Here is a 23,963-nt window from a genome sequence, read left to right as displayed (position 1 = left end):
TCAGTCGCGCTCGAGCATCACGACCGGCAGGGTAAGACGTCGCGCCGCAGTGATCTTGGCGTAACCCGCGGGACCTCCCGAATTGCGACAGACCAAATGTGTGACCCCGTATGCCGTGAAGAGGTCTGCCTCGCGGTCGGGATCGCTTGCCGGTTTGCCGAGGACGAGGGTGTAATCCGCGAAAGCGAGCGGCATCTCCGGCGCATCGACCATGCGGACCACGAAGCGGCAATCGTCGCGCCCGACGAAGGCGTCCAGATATTGCCGGCCAAGGGCGAGGAACACCGTCGCGCCCGACGGCAAGACCTCGGCCGCCGCCTCGAGCGTGGCTACGCTCCTCCAGCGGTCTCCCGGCTGTTTCTGCCAGCGCGGGCGCAGCCGCTGTTCGAGCGGGACGCCTGATATCGCCGCGGCTTTGATGGCGTTTTCGCTGATCCGCCGCGCGAAGGGATGCGTGGCGTCGATCATCCGGTCGAAGCCCACCGCCCGTAGATAGACTGCCAGACCTTCCGCCCCTCCGAAGCCTCCGATCCGGACTGTGCCCGCAGGCAGGATCGGGTCAACCGTTCGCCCCGCCAGCGAAGTGGTGACATCATGGCCTTCGGCCACGAGCCTTTCCGCCAGAAGACGGGCCTCGGCCGTGCCGCCGAGGATCAGGATTTTCTGAGGCGCATCCTCCGGTTCAGCTCGCATGGGCGATGATCGTTCCCTTGCGATCGGTGACGATGATGTCGACCGCCACGCCGCTGTCGCGCAACACACTTTCGGCCGTCCGCTTTGCCGCCGTGGCAACGGCAGGGGCAATCGCGATCCTCTCTTTCGTCATGATCTCAAGCACTTCGAGCGCAGTGTTGGCATTTTCGACGGCTCGCCGGGCAGAGTCTGTGAGAATATCGGTGCAAGGCATTGAAAGAAAGAAGTGATTGTCAATCTGGCTGCGTGAGGAATGCAGATCGAGGGCGCCCTGGGCCAGTTTCGTCATCTTGGCGAAACCGCCGGCAATCGTCAGCCTCGGGACAGGGTGGGCACGCAGGTATTTGAGCAATCCGCCGGCAAAATCGCCCATATCGATCAGCGCGCCGTCCGGCAGGTTGTGAAAGATCTGGGCCGCTTTTTCCGATGTCGAACCGGTCGCGCCGAGCAGATGGGGCAGACCTTCGGCGCGGGCGACGTCGATCCCGCGGTGGATTGAGTGAATCCAGGCGGCGCAGGAGAAGGGGTGCACGATCCCCGTCGTTCCGAGAATGGAGATCCCGCCGAGAATGCCGAGCCTCGGGTTCCAGGTGCTTTCTGCAATCTGTGCGCCGCCGGGAACGGAAATCTTCACCTCGAGATCCGGCTTGACCTGGTGAGCTGCAGCAATCGCTTCGATCTCGGCCGTCATCATGGCGCGGGGCACTGGATTGATTGCCGGCTCTCCGACGACAATCGGCAGGCCCGCTTTGGTGACGGTTCCGACCCCGTCGCCAGCCACAAAGCGGATGCCGCTTCCGGGGGGTAGGCGGGTCACGGTCGCGATTACGGTGGCGCCATGGGTCACATCCGGATCATCACCGGCATCCTTGACGATGCCCGCATAGGCGCTCTCGCCGTCGAAACCCTCGCGGGCAAGCGCGAAGGCCGGCGTTTCGCCTTTCGGCAGTGTGATCGAGACCGGGTCTGGAAAGTTACGCGTCAGCAGAGCCGTGAAGGCCGCCTTGGTTGCTGCCGTCGCACAGGCCCCCGTCGTCCAACCATTGCGCAAGGGGGTGCCTTCCGGCTTTTCAAGCCGGTGGCCCTCGGCCCCATTTCCTACAGCCTGTCTTTCGACGTCACTCATGGCTCGCTTATAGGCGAGCCGGCGGCCTTGAGGAAGGCATGTGGCCGAAGGTTTGGGTCGGAAAGAGCCATGGCGGAATTGCATTTTTGCCGCACGAGGCCTAGACCATGACCATGAGTGACACGACGCGTCTAGCCCTGCCCACGAGCCTGCCGGCCATCGAGCCCGGTCACGTGTGGCTGGCCGGCGCCGGCCCCGGCGATCCGGGGCTCCTGACGCTGCTCGCGGCCAAGGCGCTGTCGGAAGCCGATATCATCGTGCACGACGCTCTGGTGAACGACGACTGCTTGAAACTCGCGCGCAGTGGCGCCATCCTCGAATATGCAGGCAAACGCGGCGGAAAGCCGTCGGCCAAGCAGCGCGATATCTCATTGCGCCTTGTCGAACTCGCAAAGGCCGGCCAACGCGTCCTCAGGTTGAAAGGTGGCGATCCCTTCGTTTTCGGGCGTGGCGGCGAAGAGGCGTTGATGCTTGTCGAACATGGCGTGCCCTTCCGCATCGTTCCGGGCATCACGGCGGGGATCGGCGGGCTTGCCTATGCCGGCATCCCGGTCACCCACCGCGAAGTCAACCATGCCGTGACATTCCTCACCGGCCATGACTCCTCCGGCGTCGTGCCCGATCGAATCGACTGGGCCGCCATTGGCCGCGGCTCACCCGTCATCGTCATGTATATGGCGATGAAACACATGGGCCAGATCGCCGCCAATCTCATGGCTGCCGGGCGCCGGGCAGGCGAGGCCGTGGCCTTCGTCTGCAATGCTGCGACGCCGGAACAGACCGTGCTCGAAACCACACTCGGACGCGCCGAAGCGGACATGCTTGCCGCCGGGATCGAACCGCCGGCGATCGTCGTCATCGGTGAGGTCGTGCGTCTGAGGCCGTCACTCGACTGGCTGGGCGCCCTTTCGGGCCGCAAGCTTCTGCCCGATCCCCTTGCCGTGGAGCGGAAAGACACGGCATGAGCGGATTGCTGATCGCCGCGCCGGCTTCCGGTTCGGGCAAGACAGTGGTGACGCTCGGCTTGATGCGAGCCTTGAAGCGTCGTGTCGTGGCTGTGGCGCCCGGCAAGGCCGGTCCTGATTATATCGATCCCGCCTTTCATACGGCAGCGAGTGGTACACCCTGCTTCAACTTCGATCCCTGGGCCATGCGTCCGTCGTTTCTTGGCGCACAGGCCGCTCAGACATCACCCGACGCCTTGCTGGTCATCGAGGCGATGATGGGGCTGTTCGATGGTGCCGCCGACGGGAGGGGAAGTGCAGGGGATCTCGCAAGCCTTCTGGCCCTGGCGGTCGTATTGGTTATCGATTGTGCTCGTAGCTCGCAGTCCGTCGCGGCCATCGCAACGGGCTTTGCCCGATTTCGCGCTGATGTGCGGGTCGCCGGTGTCATCCTCAACCGCGTCGGCAGCGATCGTCACGAGGCCATGTTGCGCGGCGCAATGAGCAAGACCGAGCTTCCCGTGCTGGGTTGCCTCAGGAGTGACCCGCAACTTTCCCTCCCGGAGCGGCATCTCGGCTTGGTGCAGGCCGGCGAACATGCGGCTCTTGAGAGCTTCATCGAGCGAGCGGCCGATACCATCGATGCGGGGATCGATATTGGCACACTGCTTTCAATCGCCCAGGCCGCGCCTCGCAGAGAAAGCACGCCGGTGCGCGGCATCGCGCCTCTCGGTCAGCACATCGCCGTCGCCCGCGATCTCGCCTTCGCCTTTTCTTATCCGCATCTCCTGGAGGGCTGGCGGGCGCAAGGCGCGACACTCTCCTTCTTTTCGCCGCTCGCTGACGAAGGCCCGTCGGCAGATGCTGACGCAATCTACCTACCGGGCGGATATCCCGAGTTGCATGCCGGGAGATTAGCCTCTGCTGACGGCTTCCGCTCGTTAATGATGGGAGCGGCGGACCGGGGGGCGCGGATCTATGGGGAATGCGGCGGCTATATGGTTCTGGGCGATGGGCTCGTTGACGCTGACGGCCATCGTCACGCCATGCTCGGCCTCTTGCCGCTGGTGACGAGCTATGCGGACCGCAAACGGCACCTTGGTTATCGGCGGCTGAGATCGCTCGCTCCCGATCTGTTCGGTGGAAACTACACCGGCCACGAATTCCATTATTCCACGGTCGTTTCGGAAGGGGCGGCAGACCGCTTGTTCGAGGCGGAGGACGCTCTCGGCGAACCTCTCGGCGCCGTCGGGCTGATGCGCGGGTCCGTTGCGGGGTCTTACATGCACCTCATCGACATTGCAGGAGAGGGCGCATGAGCGGGCCGATCCAGCATGGTGGCGGTCTCGCTGCCGCTTCAGCCCTCTATGGCGGGCGCATCGAAGACTGGCTCGACCTCTCGACCGGCATCAATCCCTGTCCGCCTGATCTGCCCGAGATCCCGATGCGGGCCTGGCATCGCTTGCCCGATCAGGAACGGGAGATGGCTTCCCGGCAGGCGGCGCAGCGCTTCTATCGCGCGGGCCATCGGCTGCCACTTCCGGTGCCGGGTACGCAATCGGTCATCCAGTTGTTGCCGCGGCTGGTGCCATCAGGCGCGCGGGTTGCCGTGATGTCGCCGACCTATGGCGAGTATGCGCGCGCCTTCACGCTTGCCGGTCTTACGGTCGATGCGGTCAGTGATCTCAATCTGGTCAGCACGGCGCACGGTCTTGTCGTGGTGGTCAATCCGAACAATCCGGACGGACGGCTTCACACACCGAGCGAGCTTCGAGCGCTGGCCGCCGATCTCGCAAACCGTGGTGGCATACTGGTGGTCGATGAGGCCTTCGGCGACATGCTGCCGGAGCAGAGCCTTGCAGGCGATGACAGTGCAAACCTCATCGTCTTCCGCTCCTTCGGAAAATTCTTCGGCCTTGCCGGCATTCGCCTCGGCTTCGTCATCGCCGCCGACGACGTCACAGCACGGTTTTCCGAGTGGCTTGGACCTTGGGCGGTGTCCGGCCCGGCGCTCGTGCTTGCCGAGCATTTGATGTCGTCCGATACCGGCCTCATTGCCCAGCATATCCGAAGCCGCGCGCTTGGACTTCAGGATATTCTGGCCGAATCCGGCCTCACAATCCGCGGTGGCACCGATCTCTTCCAGCTCGTCGAAGATGCGAGCGCCGGCGAATTGCACCGGCATCTCTGCAGCCGCCAGATCCTGACGCGCAAGTTCGACTACCGGTCGGACTGGCTGCGTTTCGGCCTTGCCCCCGACGAGACCGGCGATGCGCGTCTCCGCGAGGCGCTCAGAACTTTCCGGAGTGTGAGGGCATGAACCACCTGCTGCTCCTTCTTGCCGCCATCGTTCTCGACCGGGTCGTCGGCGATCCGCCATGGCTCTGGCAACGGGTGCCGCATCCGGTGGTGATCTTCGGCAAGGCGATCGATCTGTTCGAAAAGCGCCTGAACAGGACAAGTTTGACAGCCGAAGGTCGACGCTTGAATGGCGTCTTCACGATCGTGGCGCTGCTCGCCGGCTCGGCGGTCTTCGGCATGCTGCTTTCTGTCCTGTTCGGTAAACTCGGCCTCCTCGGCATCATCCTCGAACTGATCGTCGTGGCCGTCTTCCTTGCCCAGAAGAGCCTTGGCGACCATGTCCAGGCGGTGGCCGACGGTCTCTTGCGTGACGGTCTCGAGGGTGGTCGGCAAGCGGTTGCGATGATCGTCGGGCGTGATCCGAAGACCCTCGACGAGGCCGGTGTTTCGCGCGCGGCGATCGAAAGCCTGTCCGAAAACTTTGCCGATGGTGTCGTTGCACCGGCTTTCTGGTACGCGATTGCCGGCCTTCCCGGCATCCTTGCCTACAAGATGCTGAACACGGCTGATTCGATGATCGGCCACAAGAATGAGCGGTTCCTGCAATTCGGCTGGGCCTCAGCCAAGCTCGATGATTTCGCGAACTGGCCGGCCGCGCGTCTCTCCGCCGGCTTCATTGCCCTCGCTACAGTCTTGAAACGCGGGGCAGGGGCGGGCCGTCGGTCGTTGTCTGCGGCCCTGCGCGACAGCGGATTGCATCGCTCGCCGAATTCCGGCTGGCCGGAGGCGGCGATGGCGGGCGCCCTCGATCTGAAACTCGCCGGCCCGCGGGTCTATGGCGGCGTCAGGGTCAGCGAGCCGATGATGCATGCATCCGGCCGCAGCGATGCCGGGCCTGCTGATATCCTTGCGGGAATCGGTGTTTTCTACGCAGCCTGCGGCGTCATGGCGGGATTAATCGCCCTGATATGGGCCATCTCGAAAATCATCTGACGTTTCGAGCTTAGACTGGCTCGCGGTATGCCCCGGTTTCGCCCCTTACAGCAGAACTGATCAGTCGATCCCCGCCGCGTCCTGTAGCCGTTCGAGCTTCGGCACGATGACATGGCGGTTGTTCTCGATGACGATAATGCCGTCCTTGCGCAGCTTGGTCATCTGGCGACTGACCGTTTCGATCGTCAATCCGAGGAAGTCGGCGATATCGGCGCGCGAGAGCGGCAGATCGAAGGTCTGGGTGCCCTCGCTTTCCGGATCGATGTGAGTCGCGATGAGGTAGAGGAAGCTTGCCACCTTTTCCTGGGCAGTCTTGCGGCCCAAGGTCAGCATCCAGTCGCGCGCTTCATCGAGTTCCTTGAGCGACTGGGCATGCAGCTTGCGCTCCATGTCCGGGACTTCGCCGACCATGCGGTCAACGATGTTGCGCGGGAAGGTGCAGATTTCCGTATCTGTCGCGGCTTCTGCCGTGATCGTGCTCTCGCCGAGGAAGGGGCGGCCCAGGAAGTCCGGCGCAAATTGGAGGCCGACGATCTGCTGGCGGCCATCCGCCATCATCTTCGACAGCTTGATCACGCCCTTCAGAATATTGCTGTAACTTCCAACCTGTTCGCCCTGGCCGATGACTTCGTTGCCAGCATCAATGCGGCGGCGGATCGAATGCTTGTTCAGTTCGGTCAGTTGGGCGGAGGTCAGGACGGAGCACAGGCCGCCATGGCGCGCGTCGCAAGATCGACAGACGGCAGGAGCCTCACATTCCGGAAAATGTTTTCTGAAAGTGTCCATGGTCGTGCCATCCAATCAGACCGTCTCCGGACGCCATGCGCCCCTCGGTCAGTGCCCAATTCGGGCTTCTGAGTTTAAATAAACTCTACGTGAGAAATGTATCAGTAAATTGATCGATGTCAAAGGCCGGGACAATAGACGTCGCTATCTTTGGTCGTAGCTCGACACGTCTCAAGGCAGCGTAAAACCATGCAAAATTCCCTCCTGGCCAAGTATTCAAGCGCTGTCCCTCGTTACACGAGCTATCCCACGGCGCCACACTTTCACGAAGGCATCGACTGCGGCAAATATGCGCAATGGTTGAAGGCGATCACAGCACAGGAGCGGATTTCGCTCTACATCCACGTCCCCTATTGTGACCGGCTCTGTTGGTTCTGTGCCTGCCACACCAAGCATACGTTGAAATACGAGCCCATCTCGATCTATCTGGAATCGTTGAAGAAGGAGATCGCGGCCGTCGGTGCGTTGGTCAGCCGCGACGCTGCCGTGACGGCGGTTCATTTCGGTGGGGGGTCTCCCACGATGGTCCGGCCGGACGACATGATCGGCCTGATGGCAGCACTCCGCTCGGCCTTCACCTTCGCCGAGGATGTCGAGATCAGCGTCGAGATGGATCCGAACGACCTCGACGAGCCGCGTTACGATGCGCTTGCCGCCATCGGGATGACGCGCGCGAGCCTCGGCGTTCAGGACTTCCACCCTGAGGTGCAGAAGGCGATCAACCGTATCCAGACATTTGAACACACGAAGTCGGTGGTCGAGGCTGTCCGGGCGCGCGGCGTGCATTCCGTCAATTGCGACATCCTCTACGGTCTTCCGCATCAGACGGAGGCGACGGTGGCAGAAACCGTCAAGGACATCCTGTCTCTCGCTCCAGATCGGATCGCGCTGTTCGGCTATGCGCATGTGCCGTGGATGAAGAAGCACCAGACGATGATCAAGGACGAGATGCTGCCAGGCCTTGAGGAACGCTATGCGCAGATGAACCTTGCTGCCTCGATGCTGGTCGCCGCCGGTTACGAGCCAATCGGCATCGACCATTTCGCGCTGCCCGAGGACCGGATGGCGATTGCGGCGCGGGAAGGGCGGCTCAGGCGGAATTTCCAAGGCTATACCGACGATGCGGCCGAAGCTCTGATCGGGCTCGGCGCCTCCTCGATCGGGCAGCTGCCGCAAGGTTACGTTCAGAACATGCCGGCCACCGGCGAGTATCAACGCATGGCCGACGCCGGCGGTCTGGCGGCCGTGCGTGGCGTCGAGGTCAGCGAAGACGACAGGCTGCGCCGTCGGGTGATCGAGGAAATCATGTGCCGCTTTGCGATCTCCTTCTCCGAGTTGCGGCAGGAATTCGGCGGCGCCGTCGATGCGATCGCCGCCGAGGCGAAGAGCTTTGCGCAATCAAACCAGGACCGGATCTGCCTCATCGAGGGGGATCGCTTCGTCATCACGGATGTAGGCCGGCCCTTCGCCCGGACCATTGCCGCCGTCTTCGACAGCTATCTCGCCACTGGCAAGGGACGGCATTCGATTGCTGTTTAAGCAACACTTCGGCTCCAAATTTGGATGCCGCACAAAACCACCATTGGCATTTGACCGTGTTTTCCTTATGTGGAACCCAGAATTTAAGACACATGAGGTACTGGCGTGACCGCTACATTCGACAAAGTTGCCGACATCATTGCTGAGACCAGCGAAATCGACCGCGAAACGATTACGCCGGAAAGCCACACCATCGATGACCTTGGCATCGACAGCCTCGATTTCCTCGACATCGTCTTTGCGATCGACAAGGAATTCGGCATCAAGATCCCGCTCGAGCAGTGGACGCAGGAAGTCAACGAAGGCAAGGTTTCGACCGAAGAATACTTCGTGCTGAAGAACCTCTGCGCCAAGATCGACGAACTTCGCGCCGCCAAGGGCTGACCCGCCCCCAAAGGAGCGGACATCGTCATGCTGCTTGAATATTTCCAGATGATTGACAAGGTCGAGAGCGTTGATCTCGGCCTTGGTCGTTTGAAGGCCACCTCGACTGTGCCGATGGAAAGCCCTGTCTTCGAAGGGCATTTTCCCGGCATGCCGCTGGTGCCTGGCGTCCTTTTGATCGAGACCATGGCGCAGGCCTCCGGCATGCTACTGCTTGCCGTCAAGGACTTCGAGGCCATGCCTTTCCTGATGTCGGTCGATGGCGCCAAGATGCGCACTTTCGTCGAGCCCGGCGCCGTTCTCGATATCGAGGCGGAACTCGAGCATGACGGATCGGGCTTCGCCGTCACCAAGGCGAAGATCACGAGCGGCGGCAAGAAGGTCTGCGACGCGCAGCTGAAGCTTCGCACCATGCCATTCTCCGAGGTGCCGCTCGCTCCGATCGTGCGCAAACGTGCCGAGGAAGTCGGCCTGATGGCCGCGATGGCGGCCCAGGCTTAAGGCGCATTCGGCCGCAAGGGCGCAATTCCTATTGACCTTGCGGCCTTATTCGGGAAAACCCGCATTTTACGCCGGTGAGCCTGCCGGCGAGAGGATTGCATATGGTCAAACAACCGAATGATGTGGTGATCACCGGCGTTGGGATCGTCACCTGCCACGGCACCGGCAAGGACGCGCATCTCGCGTTGCTCTCCGCAAAGACCGCACCGGAGCCTGTGCTCGAGACGGAAAAGTTCGCGCCCTACGTCGTGCACAAACTGCCCGAGATCGACTGGTCGCAGCAGATCGCCAAGCGTGGTGACCAGCGCCAGATGGAAAACTGGCAGCGCCTCGGCGTCTTTGCAGCTGGCCTTGCGCTCGACGACGCCGGCATGAAGGATGATGCGGACGCGTGCGGGACCATGGACCTGATCGTGGCGGCTGGCGGTGGCGAACGTGACATTGCCGTCGACAGCCTGATCGTCGATGAGGCTTTGCAGCGCAACGACCGCGAAAAATTCCTGATCGAGAAGCTCAAGACCGAGCTTCGTCCGACTCTCTTCCTGGCGCAGCTTTCGAACCTGCTCGCCGGCAATATCTCGATCGTCCACAAGGTCACCGGTTCCTCGCGCACCTTCATGGGTGAAGAGGCCGCCGGTATCTCGGCGATCGCAACCGCCTTCGCCCGCATCAAGGCAGGCCAGTCGACGCATACTCTTGTCGGCGGCGCCTTTATCGCGGAACGTCCAGACATTCTGCTTCTGGTCGAGGGTATTCGCGCCCATCAGACCGGTCCCTGGCAGCCGCTCTGGTCGCGCGATGGTTCCTCGGGCGGCGGCATGATCCTCGGCACGGTCGGCGCCTTCCTGGTGCTCGAATCGCGCGAACATGCCGAAGCCCGTGGTGCGCATATCTATGCCGTGCTTGACGCTGTCGAAGGCGACCGCGGCAATCGCGACGAGGGCAAGCTCGAAGTCCGCCTCGGCGGCATGGTGCCGGAGGCGGCTGCTCTGTCGGCAAGTGACACCATCATCTTCTCCGGCGCGTCCGGTCTGGCTGACCTTACGCAACGTGAGAAGTCTCACCTTGCGGAACGTTTCTCCGGCATGCCGGTGCGGGGCTATGCCGGTTCAATCGGCCATTCCGTCGAGGCACAGTTCCCGGCAGGCCTCGCGCTTGCAGCGCTTGCCATCGATGCCGGCGCCACCGTGCCTGCCTTCGACTCTGCGAACGAAGCGGCCCAGGCCGGTCCTGCGAAACATGCCATCATCTCCACCGTCGGCTATGTGCGGGGCGAAGGCCTCGCCGTGCTGTCGGCGAATGCGTGAGGAACTAGATCCATGACCGACAGCCGTTTCAAGGATCATCTCGGCCGCCCGATCATTGCCGTCACCGGTATGGGCGTCATCACCTCGCTCGGCCAGGGGCTTTCCGACAACTGGTCGAAGCTGACGTCGGGACTATCAGGCATCCACTACATCAAGCGTTTCGACACCGAAGGCATGTCTACGCGTATCGGCGGAACCGTCGATTTCATCGCCGTGCCCGCCAACAATGCCGTCGAGCGCTCTTACGCGCTGGCCCGTGAGACGACCAACGAGGCACTGGCCCAGGCCGGCATCAATGGCGATTTCAACGGTCCGCTCTTCCTGGCCGCCCCGCCGGTCGAGCCGGAATGGCATGACCGCTTTGCGCTGGCCGAGCGGGCTCCGGCCTCGACCCAGCCGGGCGATGCCTATGACCGCTTTCTCGCGGCCATGCGCGAACAGCCGGATCCGGTCTTCCTCGAAGCCGTGCAGTTTGGTTCTATTTCCGAGCGTCTGTCCGACAAGTTCGGCACGCGCGGCCTGCCGGTGACGCTGTCTACCGCCTGCGCCTCGGGTGCCACCGCGATCCAGCTCGGCGTCGAGGCGATCCGCCAGGGCCGCACGGAGCGGGCGCTGACGGTTGCGACCGACGGCTCGATCAGCCCGGAAGCGGTTATCCGCTTCTCGCTGCTCTCGGCGCTTTCCACCCAGAACGACCCGCCGGAAAAGGCATCGAAGCCCTTCAGCAAGGAACGCGATGGCTTCGTGATCGCCGAGGGTGCGGCAACGCTCGTCTTGGAATCTCTGGAATCCGCCATTGCCCGTGGCGCCAAGGTGCTTGGCATCATCAAGGGCTGTGGCGAAAAGGCCGATCATTTCCACCGCACGCGCTCGTCGCCGGACGGCGGTCCTGCGATCGCGACGATCAAGGCAGCGCTCGTCGATGCTGGCCTGTCCGAGGACGCGATCGGCTACATCAACGCTCATGGCACATCGACGCCTGAGAACGACAAGATGGAATATGGCGCCATGCTCTCGGTCTTCGGGGACCGGTTGAAGGATGCTATTCCGGCTTCGTCGAACAAGTCGATGATCGGCCACACGCTGACGGCCGCCGGCGCGGTCGAGGCGGTGTTCTCGATCCAGACCATGCTGACCAGCACGGTGCCGCCAACCATCAACTACACGAACCCCGATCCCTCGATCGTGCTCGACGTGGTGCCGAACGTGAAGCGGGAGGCCTCGGTTTCGGCTGTGCTCTCGAATTCCTTCGGCTTTGGTGGTCAGAACGCCAGCCTTGTCATGACGCGGGAACCGGTCTAAGGCCTGCGCCAACAATTCGGGACGTCATCCTTGGCATTCGAGCCGAGGATCCACACGTACCTCGCAAGAACAACGAAGGTCGGCAGATGCCGGGGAGTAACCCCTGGTTTGACGATGAGAGCGTGACGACGCCTCATCCGCATCCGCCCCATAGGCCCTGAAGGAACATGTCATGCGCGCATTGCAACTCGTCGAAGACCGCAAGCTAGAAATCGTTGACCTGCCGGAGCCGGATGCTCCGGGGCCGGGTGAGGTTACGCTGCGCGTCAAGGCTGTCGCGCTGAACCATATCGACGTTTGGGGCTGGCGCGGGATGGCGTTCGCCAAGCGCAAGATGCCGCTTGTCATCGGTGCGGAAGCTTCCGGTGTCGTCGAGGCGATCGGTCCTGGCGTCGGCAATATCCTGCCGGGCCAACTCGCCGCCGTTTACGGCGCGCGCACCTGCGGTCTCTGCAAACCCTGCCGCGAAGGCCGTGACAATCTTTGCGAAAACGTCTCGGGCGTGCATGGCTTCCATCTCGACGGCTTTGCCCAGGAAAAGATCAATCTGCCGGCCCGCCTGCTCGTTCCGGCCCCTCCGGGCGTCGATGCGGTTGCCGCGGCACTTGCCCCCGTCACCTTCGGCACGGTCGAACACATGCTCTTCGACAATGCCAAGCTCCAGCCGGGTGAAACCATCCTCATCCATGCCGGCGGTTCCGGTATCGGCACGGCAGCCATCCAGCTTGCCAAGAAGATAGGCTGCACCGTCATCACCACCGTCGGTTCCGACGACAAGATCGAGCCTGCCAAGGCACTGGGTGCCGATCACGTCATCAACTATCGCACCGACCGCTTCGAAGGCATGGTCCGCAAGATCACCAAGAAGAAGGGCGTCGACGTCGTCTTCGAACATGTCGGAAAGGATACTTTTGCAGCCTCGATGTTCTGCTTGAAGCGCGGTGGCCGCCTCGTTACGTGCGGCTCCACCTCTGGTGTGTCGACCGAAGTGAACCTGATGATGCTTTTCCAGCAGCAGCTCAAGCTCTTCGGCTCCTTCGGCTGCCGCATGGAAAACATGGCGGATGCCATGCAGAAGATGGCGCGCGGCCTCGTGCACCCCGTCATCGACACGCAGGTCTCCTTCGACGATATCGACAAGGCCCTTGCCCGCATGGAAGGCCGCCAGGTCTTTGGCAAGATTATCCTGAAGATGGACTGACCGCGTGCGGATGCTCGTCACCCGCATCGTTCTGGCGCTGCGTAAGTTCTATCAGTGGTCCGTCGCCCAGGCGGCCTTCGGCTTCCTGACGGCATTGAAGATCCTGCCGGCGGATGCCGCGATCAACTTTGCCGACCGGCTGATGCGCTGGGTCGGGCCGAAGACGAAGCGCCACCGGCTGATGCAGGTGAACCTGCGCAATGCGTTTCCCGAGAAGTCGGATGCCGAACGGGAGGAGATCGCGCTGGCAAGCTGGGGCCATATGGGCCGGCTTGCCGCCGAATATGTCTTCCTCGACCGTCTGTTCGACTTCGATCCGGAAAAGCCAGGCGAGGGCAGGGTAGAGGTTTCGGGCGTCGAGCAGTTTCTCGACCTGCGCGACAATCCGCGTCCCTTCATCGTCTTCACCGGCCATACCGCTAATTTCGAGCTGCTGCCGGTCGCGGGTGCCGCTTTCGGTCTGTACGTGACGGTGCTGTTCCGCCCGCCAAACAATCCCTACATCGCCGAGAAGGTCTTCGAATTCCGCCGCAAGCGCATGGGCAAGCTTGTGCCGTCGCATGCTGGGTCCTCCTTCGCACTGGCCCGGCAGCTGGAGCAGGGCGGCGGCGTCGGCGTGCTCGTCGACCAGAAATTCTGGAAGGGCGTCGAGACCCAGTTCTTCGGCCAGCCGGTGAAGACCAATCCGCTGCTCGCCAAGTTGACGCGTCAGTTCGAATGCGAAGTCTATCCGGCGCGCTGCATTCGTCTGCCCGGCAATCGTTTCCGTCTGGAGATCGAGCCGCGCATCACGGTGCCACGCAACGAGCGGGGCCAGGTGGACGTGAACGCCACCGCCCAGCTGCTCAACGACAAGGTCGAGGCCTGGGTTCGGGAATATCCGGAGCAATGGCTCTGGTATCACGATCGCTGGGCGATCAAGGACAAGATCTGACAGTCTCTGCTTCAGGCTCGTTTGACGTATAAATCGGGATGCGCGCCGAGCGCCGCCGCCGATCGCCCATGTGCATTTATGGCCTATTCGTTTCATCTGATATTGCAGATATTTTTTGGGCTGCGATGCGCGTGAGTGCCCGTAGCGATTGAAGGTGACGCAACCTCATGTTACGGACGCCGAAAGTGGTGTGACGTATTCATTTCTTTTGTCACACCTGAGGGATGAGGTTGCTGATGTCTTTTGGCGAATTCCGTGATTCGAATCTGCGCGCAATGTTCGAAGCGGTTTCGTTGAAGAATCTTCAGTTGCAGCAGGCCATCCGCAATGGTGACGACCATCTCGTGCGCATGCTCGATCGCGAGATTGATCCGCTGATCGCCACGCTCGTCAGCTACCGAGCCACGGATCTCGACGACATCTATTTGCAGATGCGGCTTCTGATGAAGCTGCTGCGGGAAGATGCCGATGACGGTGCCTGCGTGCTGCGCCACGCCTCCATGCTGTCCTTGCTCGTCGAGCGCTATTTCGGTCCGAAACGCAGTGACCAGAGCCCAGCACCACGCGCTTTCGATACGCGCCAGCCGCGTGATGGTGACGATGAGCAGCTGAACGAGGCGATCCTCAACAATCTGCCGGAACGTGTGGCCGTGGTCACCCGCGACTGTCGCTATCTCTTCGCCAACACGGCCATGGCCAGAATGCTCGGCATGCGACAGATCGAGCTGATTGGGCGCAGCGTCTTCGATCTCGGCCTTGCGGCCGGCGGTCATGACTGGCTTCAGGATGCGCTCGATTCGGCCTTTGCAGGACGTTCGGGATCCTTTGTCGCCCGGATGTCGGCCGCAACCGTCACCGGCGACATGCCTGCTCGCTTCAGCCCGTTTCGGTCTGCAGACGGCAGCATCAGCGGTGCCATCCTGACGCTTGGGGAATGCGAGCCGGTCTATGGTGGCGTCGCCGCCTGATCAAGGCCGAGGCGCATGGTGCGGATCGGACGGGAGGCTCTTGCCGCACCGTTTCTCTCAATCCGTGACGCCCTGAAGCAGATGTTCGCGCTCGAAGGCGATGTGGCGTCTGATACCCTCGAAGAAGCCGCGTAACATGTAGCCGACGGCCTCCATGTTCACACGATCTCCGGATCCCAACTTCAGCAGCGCATCCGTCAGTTCCTCGGCGAAGCACTCGTCCTCGCAATGTTCAAATTTCAGACGTTCAAGCGTCGGTCCCAAGGCGTCCGTCGCGTCGGGGCTCGACTGTAGCTGCGGAAACAGCACCGTCTCCTCGTAGTGATGTATGCCCTTGATAAGGGGGCCGAGCGCCTTTGCCGCATAGATGCATTTCTGCCGGTTGATGCTTGCAGGCAGTGAGTCGGCGATCTCTTCCAGTTCCCTGCAGAGCGCGAGCTGTTCGGTGTGAGCGCGGTAGAGCCAGGCGAGGTCGCGTTTGCCTGCATCGAGCAGGCGGTTGCCCGTCCACGTGTCGCTAGCGCTCCGCTTGCTGTTTTCGATATTCGTCAGCATGTCCGTTTTCTCCAACGGGGCTTTTCGCCGCGCGTAACCCCAGTGCTCCAAGACACGCACGAGCGGGCCTTGGCCCAAGCGATGTGCCGGCCTTGGTGTCCGAAGGTCGCAAACCCGATTGCAGCTTCGAGCCTCGCGAATTTTAGAGAGACTTGCATTGACTTGGATCAAGGTGGCTGGGCGGCCCCAATGCGATTGGTGCATTCGACGCGGGAGGAATCTCCTGAGGGCGAGGCCCCCGCGATGAGATCAGCAAGCCGTTGGGGGATACCAACAATGAACTATACGTTAGAGACACTGGTGATGGCGGTACTCGCCTTCGCCGCGCTGCTCGGGGTGGCTTTCGCCCATGACAGCCTCTTCGCGGCCCATATGTGGGTCGCCTTCTTCGTGCTCGCGGGGGGCACGATCATTATGCTGCGCCGGATGCAGTTTGCACCGACCACGGCATCCTCCTCCTCTTCCGGCCAGTCCAAGGCAAGCCAGTCGGAGTATTTCGACGAGGTGGTGCGTTACGGCGTCATTGCCACCGTCTTCTGGGGCGTCGTCGGCTTCCTGGTCGGCGTGGTCGTTGCGCTGCAGATGGCCTATCCCCAGCTCTATATCGAGCCCTGGTTCACCTTCGGCCGGCTTCGTCCCCTGCACACGTCCGCCGTCGTCTTCGCCTTTGGTGGCAATGCGCTGATCGCCACGTCGTTCTACGTCGTCCAGCGGACCTCGCGTGCACGCCTGTTTGGCGGCAATCTCGGCTGGTTCGTTTTCTGGGGATACCAGTTCTTTATCGTCATGGCGGCCACCGGCTATCTGCTGGGCATCACACAGGGCCGCGAATATGCCGAACCGGAATGGTATGTAGACATCTGGTTGACCGTGGTCTGGGTCGCCTATCTGATCACCTTCATGGGCACGATCCTGAACCGTAAGGAGCCGCATATCTATGTGGCGAACTGGTTCTACCTGTCCTTCATCGTCACCATTGCGATGCTGCATATCGTCAACAATCTGGCGATGCCGGTTTCCTTCCTTGGCGTGAAGAGCTACTCGGCCTTCTCGGGCGTGCAGGATGCGTTGACCCAGTGGTGGTATGGCCATAACGCCGTCGGCTTCTTCCTGACGGCCGGCTTCCTCGGCATGATGTATTACTTCGTGCCGAAGCAGGCTGGTCGCCCTGTCTATTCCTACCGCCTGTCGATCATCCACTTCTGGGCCCTGATCTTCATGTATATCTGGGCGGGTCCTCACCACCTGCACTACACGGCTCTGCCCGACTGGGCGCAGACGCTCGGCATGGTGTTCTCGATCATGCTCTGGATGCCGTCCTGGGGTGGTATGATCAACGGCCTGATGACGCTGTCCGGCGCCTGGGACAAGATCCGCACCGATCCGATCATCCGCATGATGGTGATTGCCATTGCCTTCTACGGCATGTCGACCTTCGAAGGCCCGATGATGTCGATCAAGGCCGTCAACTCGCTCAGCCACTATACCGAATGGACCATCGGTCACGTTCACTCTGGCGCTCTCGGCTGGGTCGGCATGATCTCCTTCGGCGCCATCTATTACCTGACGCCCAAGCTGTGGAACCGCAACCGCCTCTACTCGATGCGCATGGTCAACTGGCACTTCTGGCTCGCAACGCTCGGCATCGTGGTTTACGCCGCCGTGCTCTGGGTCGCCGGCATCCAGCAGGGTCTGATGTGGCGCGAATACGATAGCCAGGGCTTCCTGGTCTACTCCTTCGCCGAATCGGTCGCCGCCATGCATCCCTACTACGTGCTGCGGACAATCGGCGGGGTCATGTATCTCCTGGGCGGCATCATCATGGCCTACAACGTCGCCATGACCATTCTCGGCTACGAGCGCCAGGAAGCACCGATCGCCGGAACGGTCGTGCCGGCTGCCGCGCAGCCTGCTGAATAAGAAGGAAGGCTCACATGTCCATTCTTGATAAACACGCAATCCTCGAGAAGAACGCGAGCCTTCTCTTCCTCGGTTCGCTGGTGGTCGTGACCATCGGCGGTATCGTTGAAATCGCTCCGCTCTTCTATCTCGAGAACACGATCGAAAAGGTGGAGGGCATGCGGCCCTACTCGCCGCTCGAACTTGTCGGCCGCAACATCTACATCCGTGAAGGCTGCTATGTCTGTCACAGTCAGATGATCCGGCCGTTCAAGGACGAGGTCGAGCGCTACGGCCACTACAGCCTGGCAGCGGAATCGATGTACGACCATCCGTTCCAATGGGGATCGAAGCGAACCGGGCCTGATCTGGCACGCGTCGGCGACCGCTATTCCAACGAGTGGCACGTCCAGCATCTCGTCAATCCCCGCGACGTGGTGCCGGAATCGATCATGCCTGGCTATGCCTTCCTGAAGGACACGCCGCTCAAGATCACGAGTATCAGCATGATGCTCCAGGCTAACCGCACCGTCACCGTCCCCTATACGGACGAGATGATTGCCGAGGCCGAAGCAGATCTCAAGGCGCAGGCCGATCCTAACGCCGATACGACGGGCCTCATGGAACGCTATCCGAAGGCCAAGGTCGGTGATTTCGACGGCGATCCTGCCAAGCTGACAGAGATGGACGCGCTCGTCGCCTATCTGCAGATGCTCGGCACGCTGGTCGACTTCTCCACCTATGACGACGCAAGCGGCTACCGCTGAGGAGGACATCATGGAAACCTACACCGCCATGCGCCAATTCGCTGACAGCTGGGCTCTGCTTGCCATGACCCTGTTCTTCGTCGGCGTCGTCCTCTTCACATTCCGCCCGGGCGGCAAGAAGCCTGCCGACGACGCGGCCAGCATCCCTCTCAAGGAGGATTGAACAATGGCAGACAAAAAACACATCGACGAGATCAGCGGCGTCGAGACCACCGGCCATGAATGGGACGGCATTCGCGAGCTGAACAACCCGATGCCGCGCTGGTGGGTCTATACCTTCTACGCAACCATCGTCTGGGCGATCGGCTACACGATCATGTATCCGGCCTGGCCGCTCCTGACCGACAACACCAAGGGTCTGCTCGGCTATTCGAGCCGTGCAGAAGTCGCTCAGGAACTGGCGGCGGCGAAGTCTTCGCAGGCAGTCTATCTGGACAAGATCGCGACCCTGCCTCTCGAAGAGATCGTCGCCGACAAGGAACTGACCCAGTTTGCCGTTGCCGGCGGAGCAGCCGCATTCAAGGTCAACTGCTCGCCTTGCCATGGTTCGGGTGCTGCCGGTGGCGCCGGTTATCCGAACCTCAACGACGACGACTGGCTTTGGGGCGGTGATCTCGAGTCGATCCACACCTCGATCGCCCACGGCATTCGCTACGACCAGGATCCGGACACCCGGTTCTCTGAAATGCCGGCCTATGCTGACATTCTCGACGCTGATCAGATCAAGCAGGTGGCGGCTTACGTCGTCAGCCTGACCGGCACGCCCCTCGATGCCTCGATGGTCGAGCCTGGCCAGCAGATTTATGCCGAAAACTGCGCATCCTGCCATGGCGAAGATGCCAAGGGCGGGCGTGATTTCGGCGCGCCGAACCTCGCTGACGCCATCTGGCTGAAGGTCGATGGCGAAGCGCAGATCGCGGCACAGATCCGTCAGCCGCGTCACGGCGCGATGCCCGGCTGGGCCCAGCGCCTGGGCGACACCACTGTCAAGCAGCTGACCGTCTACGTGCATCAGTTGGGCGGCGGCGAATAATCGACCTGTCCTCCGAAAGCTTGGGCCGCATCCGGTGATGCGGCCCTTTTTTGATTCCATATTGTAAAAATAATATGTGTTGCGACGCTTCGCCGCTGCTTGACTTAAGTCAAGGCGTGCTGGTCTGCCAGATGGGACAAGGCGAGCATCAGAAGAAGGTTCTCGTCCCATGAACATACTTTCCGAGCCACACCGAGCACCGGACGCGCCCGAGGTCGAAAGACTCGACGCCGAGGCCGTGATGTCGGCCAAGAGCCGGGGTCCGCTCTATGAAGCTCGCAAGAAAATCTTTCCCAAGCGTGCCGAAGGGGCGTTCCGCCGCTTCAAGTGGATCATCATGGCGATCACGCTCGGCATCTATTACCTCACGCCCTGGCTCCGCTGGGATCGTGGCGAATTCGCGCCCGACCAGGCCGTGCTGATCGATATTGCCCATCGTCGCTTCTATTTCTTTTTCATCGAGATCTGGCCGCAGGAGTTCTTCTTCGTCGCAGGCCTGCTCGTCATGGCGGGTTTCGGCCTGTTTCTCGTCACCTCGGCCGTCGGCCGTGCCTGGTGCGGCTATACCTGTCCGCAGACGGTCTGGGTCGATCTCTTTCTGGTGGTCGAGCGTTTCATCGAGGGCGACCGCAACGCCCGCATCAAACTTGAATCGGCGCCCTGGACCTTCGACAAGATCTGGAAGCGTGTCAGTAAACACGCGACCTGGATCCTGATTGGGGTGCTTACGGGTGGTGCCTGGATCTTCTATTTCGCCGATGCGCCTTCGCTTGCCATGGATTTTCTCACCGGCAACGCTGCTCCGGTCGCCTATATCACCGTCGCCATCCTGACCGCCACCACTTACGTCTTCGGTGGCCTGATGCGCGAACAGGTCTGCATCTACATGTGCCCGTGGCCGCGCATCCAGGCCGCCATGCTCGACGAGAATTCACTGGTCGTCACCTACAATGACTGGCGCGGCGAGCCTCGCACCCGGCATGCCAAGAAGGCGATTGCCGCGGGCGAGTCGGTCGGCGACTGCGTCGATTGCAATGCCTGCGTCGCCGTCTGTCCCATGGGCATCGATATCAGGGATGGGCAACAGCTCGAATGCATCACCTGCGCGCTGTGCATCGACGCCTGTGACGGCGTCATGGACAAGATCGGCAAGCCGCGCGGACTGATTGCCTATGCCACGCTCGACGAGTACCAGTCGAACATGGCGCTCGCCACCAATGGCGGCGCAACTGCGATCGATCCGAAGATGGTGCGCAATGCCGATGGCAGTTTCTCCGACAAGATCCGCCATTTCGACTGGCGCGTGATTTTCCGCGCTCGCACGCTCCTCTACATGGCAGTCTGGACTGCCGTCGGTATCGGCATGCTGATTGCGCTTCTTGGTCGCGACCGGCTGGAGGTTAACGTCCTGCACGACCGCAATCCGCAATTCGTGCTCGAATCCGATGGTTCGATCCGCAACGGCTATACAGTGCGCATTCTGAACATGATCGCCGTCCCGCGCGACATTGAGGTGTCGATCGAGGGATTGCCGGATGCCACGATGAAGATCAACGGCATCAACCAGCCGCCGTCGCGTGCCTTCACGGTCTCGGTCGAGCCGGATGAAGCAACGACACTCAAGGTCTTCGTTACACTTGCTGGTGACAAGGTCACCGATGCCAACCAGAATTTCCAGTTCATCGCCCAGGATGCCAACGGCGACGAGCGGGACGTCTATGATGCAGTCTTCATGGGGCCGGGAGCCAGAAAATGAGCACTTACGCCAAAAAACCGTTCACCTTTACTGGCTGGCACATGCTGGCGATCATGCTGGCCTTCTTTGGCACGATCATCACGGTCAACTTCACCATGGCCTATCTAGCCACATCGACGTGGAGCGGCCTGGTGGTGAAGAACACCTATGTCGCCAGCCAGCAGTTCAACGGCAAGACTGCCGCCATCCGCGAGATGCTGGCTACCGGTATTGCGGGTGAACTCTCTGTCGATGCCAAGGGCATGCGCTACCGCCTGACATTGCCTGAAAACACCCCGGTCGTTGCCGATTCGGTCACCGCCCATTTCAAGCGTCCAGTCGGCACTGCCCAGGATTTCGAACTGCAACTGACGCCCGCCGGTGACGGCCTCTACCTCGCCGAGATGGACGTGCTTGCGGGCAGCTGGATCGTCGAGATTCAGGCGATCAAAGACGGCAAGATGATCATGCATGAGGCGAAGCGGATTACCGTTTCGGGAGAATGACGATGAGTTGCTGCGCGGCAGGGACCGAAGGTGCACTGGACATGGAGCGGGCAGGGGTCTCCCTGCCGTCGGCTGAAGAGCTGAAGCTCTGCAGCCGTGCGGTCGGACCCGGCCTCTGGCAGGTCGACATGAGCGTGCCCGCGGTCCATTGCGGCACCTGCATCTCGACAGTAGAGGGTGTGCTCAAAGCCTTGCCGGAAGTCGAGCGGGCCCGCGTCAACCTCTCGACCAAGCGCGTTTCCGTCGTCTGGAAAGAGGCGGTCGACGGGGTCGAGACCGATCCGGTGAACCTCGCGCGCGCCATCGCCACAACAGGCTATTCCGCGCATCTCTTCACAGCCGCAGAAGAGGCCTCTGACGCCTTGCGCAATCAACTGGTCCGCGCGGTTGCCGTGTCGGGCTTCGCTGCCACGAACATCATGCTTCTGTCCGTGTCGGTTTGGTCGGGTGCAGATGCCTCGACGCGCGATCTCTTCCACTGGATCTCGGCGATGATCGCGGCCCCTGCGCTGATCTATGCCGGCCGATTCTTCTACGAATCGGCCTGGAATGCGCTGAAACATGGGCGCACCAACATGGATGTGCCGATCGCCATCGGCATCACGCTCTCCTATTTCGCTTCGTTGTGGGAGACCATCCATCACGGCGAACACGCCTATTTCGACGCGACGGCCTCGCTTCTCTTCTTCCTTTTGATCGGCCGCACGCTCGATCACATCATGCGTGACAGGGCGCGCTCCGCAATCAGCGGGCTTGCCCGCCTTAATCCGCGTGGTGCCATGGTGCTTTCCGACGATGGCTCGCGGGAGTATCGCGCGGTCGATGAAATCCGCGTCGGCGATCAGGTGTCCATCGCTGCCGGCGACCGGATCCCGGTCGACGGTGTCGTCGTTGCCGGTGAGAGCGATCTCGACATGTCGATCGTCAATGGCGAAAGCGCACCTGTTTCGGTCCGCCCGGACTCCGACGTCCAGGCGGGTACACTCAGCCTGACCGGTTCGCTGACGGTCAAGGCTACGGCGACGGCGCAGAACTCGTTCCTCTCAGAGATCATCCATCTGATGGAGGCGGCCGAAGGGGGCAGGGCACGCTACCGTCGCATTGCGGACCGGGCGGCTCAGTACTATTCGCCGGTCGTGCATCTGCTCGCCATCATCGCCTTCATGGGCTGGGGGCTCTATGACGGCGACTGGAAACACGCGATGATGGTCGCGATCGCGGTCCTCATCATCACCTGCCCCTGCGCCCTCGGTCTCGCAGTCCCGGTCGTGCAGGTCGTCGCTGCCGGACGCCTGTTCAAGGCCGGCGTCATGGTCAAGGACGGTTCCGCCATGGAGCGGCTCGCCGAAATCGAGGCCGTCGCCTTCGACAAGACCGGCACGCTGACACTGGGGCGCCCGAAGCTGGTGGACGTTGCCAAAATCGAGCCGATTGGCTTCGCTGTCGCCGCCGGTCTTGCCGCCCATTCCCGCCATCCGCTGTCGCGGGCGCTGTGGTCCGCCTATGGCGGCCAGCCGCGCGGCTTCGACACCGTTCGTGAGGTGCCGGGCGCTGGCGTTGAGGCGGAGACGCAAGAGGGTGTCTGGCGTCTCGGCAATCGCCGCTTTGCCTGTGCGACCGAGGCGATCGATGTCAGCGACAAGCCCTATTCCGAAGTCGTCCTCTCTCTCGACGGTATCGAACGCGCCACCTTCCTGTTCGAAGATACGCTCCGGCCACGGGCCCGTGCCTCGATCGAGACGCTGAAGAATGGTGGCCTCGAACTCGGCATCCTCTCGGGTGACCGTGCGCCTGTGGTGGCCAAGCTTGCCGCCGATCTCGGGATCACCATCTGGCGCGCTGGCCTCACGCCACGGGACAAGGCCGAAGCCTGCGCCGAGGCGTCCGCCCACGGCCAGCGCGTGCTGATGGTCGGCGACGGCATCAACGACGCGCCTGCGCTTTCTGCTGCGCATGTCTCCATGGCGCCGGCGACAGCTGCCGATGTCGGGCGCCAGGCCGCCGATTTCGTCTTCATGCGCGATGGGCTCGAAGCTGTGCCCTTCGCCATCGAGGCCTCGCGCCGGGCCGGACGTCTGATCCGCGAGAACTTCGCGCTCGCGATTGGCTACAACGTCATTGCTGTGCCAATCGCGCTGCTCGGCTATGCGACCCCGCTGATTGCCGCGGTCGCCATGTCGACCTCGTCGATCATCGTGGTTGCCAATGCGCTCCGGCTCAATCGACTGTCGCTGGATGAGCGGGCGCTGACTGAGCGTCCGGCCGCCGTCCTGTCGACGGGCGCCTCCGACAATGCGAGGATCGCCGCATGAACATGCTGATCTACCTCATCCCGATCGCACTCTTTCTCGGCGGGCTCGGTCTGTTCGCCTTCCTCTGGTCGCTGAAGAGCGGTCAGTACGAAGACCTCGATGGAGCGGCCTGGCGAGTGATCTCCGAGAAGGACGACCAGCCGGACGCTTGATACAGCGTTTACCGAACGGTCAAAT

At 61.9% G+C, this 23,963-nt stretch carries 24 protein-coding genes; 20 read left to right on the top strand and 4 right to left on the bottom strand.

Annotated features, from left to right (window positions below; translation table 11 throughout):
- On the bottom strand, window positions 1–693 hold the full coding sequence (locus tag D4A92_RS18135; RefSeq protein ID WP_203016360.1) for a cobalt-precorrin-6A reductase: 693 nt from the start codon (window positions 691–693) through the stop codon (window positions 1–3).
- Window positions 683–1,819, bottom strand: coding sequence for a cobalt-precorrin-5B (C(1))-methyltransferase (locus tag D4A92_RS18130; protein WP_203016359.1), 1,137 nt, complete (start codon window positions 1,817–1,819; stop codon window positions 683–685). Before D4A92_RS18130 ends, D4A92_RS18135 begins: the two co-directional genes overlap by 11 nt.
- Window positions 1,820–1,926: 107 nt before the next feature.
- On the opposite strand from D4A92_RS18130, the gene cobA reads away from it, so the two are divergent.
- Genes cobA through cbiB form a run of 4 tightly spaced genes read left to right on the top strand, consistent with a single transcriptional unit; the run spans window position 1,927 to window position 6,057 of the window.
- Complete coding sequence (gene cobA, locus D4A92_RS18125; protein ID WP_425958025.1) at window positions 1,927–2,784, top strand: uroporphyrinogen-III C-methyltransferase; 858 nt, start codon at window positions 1,927–1,929, stop codon at window positions 2,782–2,784.
- Window positions 2,781–4,082 (top strand): cobyrinate a,c-diamide synthase, encoded by a 1,302-nt coding sequence (locus tag D4A92_RS18120; protein WP_203016358.1) that lies wholly within the window; start codon window positions 2,781–2,783, stop codon window positions 4,080–4,082. Before cobA ends, D4A92_RS18120 begins: the two co-directional genes overlap by 4 nt.
- The gene (gene cobD / locus D4A92_RS18115; protein ID WP_203016357.1) at window positions 4,079–5,083 is read left to right on the top strand and encodes a threonine-phosphate decarboxylase CobD; all 1,005 of its coding nucleotides are present in this window, start codon (window positions 4,079–4,081) and stop codon (window positions 5,081–5,083) included. The genes D4A92_RS18120 and cobD overlap by 4 nt, the downstream gene beginning before the upstream one ends.
- Complete coding sequence (gene cbiB / locus D4A92_RS18110) at window positions 5,080–6,057, top strand: adenosylcobinamide-phosphate synthase CbiB (RefSeq protein ID WP_203016356.1); 978 nt, start codon at window positions 5,080–5,082, stop codon at window positions 6,055–6,057. Before cobD ends, cbiB begins: the two co-directional genes overlap by 4 nt.
- A 60-nt stretch (window positions 6,058–6,117) precedes the next feature.
- Here the strand turns inward: cbiB and D4A92_RS18105 are convergent, their stop codons facing one another.
- Window positions 6,118–6,843: a Crp/Fnr family transcriptional regulator gene (locus D4A92_RS18105; protein WP_203016355.1), complete on the bottom strand. Its 726-nt coding sequence runs from the start codon at window positions 6,841–6,843 to the stop codon at window positions 6,118–6,120.
- A 189-nt stretch (window positions 6,844–7,032) separates the two neighbouring features.
- On the opposite strand from D4A92_RS18105, the gene hemN reads away from it, so the two are divergent.
- The 8 genes from hemN (at window position 7,033) to D4A92_RS18065 (ending at window position 14,979) form a co-directional block, all read left to right on the top strand.
- Complete coding sequence (hemN, locus tag D4A92_RS18100) at window positions 7,033–8,382, top strand: oxygen-independent coproporphyrinogen III oxidase (RefSeq protein WP_203016353.1); 1,350 nt, start codon at window positions 7,033–7,035, stop codon at window positions 8,380–8,382.
- Between the two features lie 105 nt (window positions 8,383–8,487).
- Window positions 8,488–8,766: an acyl carrier protein gene (locus D4A92_RS18095; protein ID WP_003502893.1), complete on the top strand. Its 279-nt coding sequence runs from the start codon at window positions 8,488–8,490 to the stop codon at window positions 8,764–8,766.
- Between the two features lie 27 nt (window positions 8,767–8,793).
- Window positions 8,794–9,267: a 3-hydroxyacyl-ACP dehydratase FabZ family protein gene (locus D4A92_RS18090; protein ID WP_102020183.1), complete on the top strand. Its 474-nt coding sequence runs from the start codon at window positions 8,794–8,796 to the stop codon at window positions 9,265–9,267.
- Between the two features lie 101 nt (window positions 9,268–9,368).
- Window positions 9,369–10,574: a beta-ketoacyl-ACP synthase gene (locus D4A92_RS18085; RefSeq protein WP_203016351.1), complete on the top strand. Its 1,206-nt coding sequence runs from the start codon at window positions 9,369–9,371 to the stop codon at window positions 10,572–10,574.
- 12 nt (window positions 10,575–10,586) lie between these two features.
- Window positions 10,587–11,876 carry a beta-ketoacyl-ACP synthase gene (locus tag D4A92_RS18080; RefSeq protein ID WP_203016349.1) on the top strand — a complete coding sequence of 430 codons (1,290 nt, stop codon included), beginning with the start codon at window positions 10,587–10,589 and terminating at the stop codon, window positions 11,874–11,876.
- Window positions 11,877–12,048: 172 nt separating this feature from the next.
- Window positions 12,049–13,077, top strand: coding sequence for a zinc-binding dehydrogenase (locus D4A92_RS18075; protein ID WP_006726181.1), 1,029 nt, complete (start codon window positions 12,049–12,051; stop codon window positions 13,075–13,077).
- Window positions 13,078–13,087: 10 nt separating this feature from the next.
- Window positions 13,088–14,011 carry a lipid A biosynthesis lauroyl acyltransferase gene (locus tag D4A92_RS18070; protein ID WP_425958094.1) on the top strand — a complete coding sequence of 308 codons (924 nt, stop codon included), beginning with the start codon at window positions 13,088–13,090 and terminating at the stop codon, window positions 14,009–14,011.
- Between the two features lie 236 nt (window positions 14,012–14,247).
- A complete protein-coding gene (locus D4A92_RS18065; protein ID WP_203016345.1) occupies window positions 14,248–14,979 on the top strand; it encodes a PAS domain-containing protein in 732 nt (243 codons plus the stop codon).
- Window positions 14,980–15,036: 57 nt separating this feature from the next.
- On the opposite strand, the gene D4A92_RS18060 is transcribed toward D4A92_RS18065, so the two are convergent.
- Window positions 15,037–15,534: a hemerythrin domain-containing protein gene (locus D4A92_RS18060; RefSeq protein WP_203016343.1), complete on the bottom strand. Its 498-nt coding sequence runs from the start codon at window positions 15,532–15,534 to the stop codon at window positions 15,037–15,039.
- A gap of 276 nt (window positions 15,535–15,810) precedes the next feature.
- Between D4A92_RS18060 and ccoN the strand changes: the two genes are divergently transcribed.
- The 8 genes from ccoN to ccoS all read left to right on the top strand — a co-directional run bounded on the left by ccoN (window position 15,811) and on the right by ccoS (window position 23,938).
- Window positions 15,811–17,454 (top strand): cytochrome-c oxidase, cbb3-type subunit I, encoded by a 1,644-nt coding sequence (gene ccoN, locus D4A92_RS18055; protein WP_203016341.1) that lies wholly within the window; start codon window positions 15,811–15,813, stop codon window positions 17,452–17,454.
- 14 nt (window positions 17,455–17,468) lie between these two features.
- On the top strand, window positions 17,469–18,200 hold the full coding sequence (ccoO, locus tag D4A92_RS18050; RefSeq protein ID WP_203016339.1) for a cytochrome-c oxidase, cbb3-type subunit II: 732 nt from the start codon (window positions 17,469–17,471) through the stop codon (window positions 18,198–18,200).
- A gap of 10 nt (window positions 18,201–18,210) precedes the next feature.
- Window positions 18,211–18,363 carry a cbb3-type cytochrome c oxidase subunit 3 gene (locus D4A92_RS18045; RefSeq protein WP_203016337.1) on the top strand — a complete coding sequence of 51 codons (153 nt, stop codon included), beginning with the start codon at window positions 18,211–18,213 and terminating at the stop codon, window positions 18,361–18,363.
- A gap of 3 nt (window positions 18,364–18,366) precedes the next feature.
- A complete protein-coding gene (gene ccoP, locus D4A92_RS18040; RefSeq protein ID WP_203016335.1) occupies window positions 18,367–19,233 on the top strand; it encodes a cytochrome-c oxidase, cbb3-type subunit III in 867 nt (288 codons plus the stop codon).
- Between the two features lie 169 nt (window positions 19,234–19,402).
- On the top strand, window positions 19,403–20,989 hold the full coding sequence (ccoG, locus tag D4A92_RS18035; RefSeq protein WP_203016333.1) for a cytochrome c oxidase accessory protein CcoG: 1,587 nt from the start codon (window positions 19,403–19,405) through the stop codon (window positions 20,987–20,989).
- Complete coding sequence (locus tag D4A92_RS18030; RefSeq protein ID WP_203016331.1) at window positions 20,986–21,474, top strand: FixH family protein; 489 nt, start codon at window positions 20,986–20,988, stop codon at window positions 21,472–21,474. Before ccoG ends, D4A92_RS18030 begins: the two co-directional genes overlap by 4 nt.
- Window positions 21,475–21,476: 2 nt before the next feature.
- Window positions 21,477–23,786 carry a cation-translocating P-type ATPase gene (locus tag D4A92_RS18025; protein ID WP_246753974.1) on the top strand — a complete coding sequence of 770 codons (2,310 nt, stop codon included), beginning with the start codon at window positions 21,477–21,479 and terminating at the stop codon, window positions 23,784–23,786.
- Complete coding sequence (ccoS, locus tag D4A92_RS18020; RefSeq protein ID WP_006726192.1) at window positions 23,783–23,938, top strand: cbb3-type cytochrome oxidase assembly protein CcoS; 156 nt, start codon at window positions 23,783–23,785, stop codon at window positions 23,936–23,938. The genes D4A92_RS18025 and ccoS overlap by 4 nt, the downstream gene beginning before the upstream one ends.
- Window positions 23,939–23,963: the final 25 nt, after the last annotated feature.

It is taken from the genome of Rhizobium rosettiformans (genome assembly GCF_016806065.1).
Taxonomy (GTDB): domain Bacteria; phylum Pseudomonadota; class Alphaproteobacteria; order Rhizobiales; family Rhizobiaceae; genus Allorhizobium.
The sequence above is the reverse complement of the archived record's forward strand: the minus strand, read 5'-3'. Positions and strand labels throughout refer to the sequence as shown.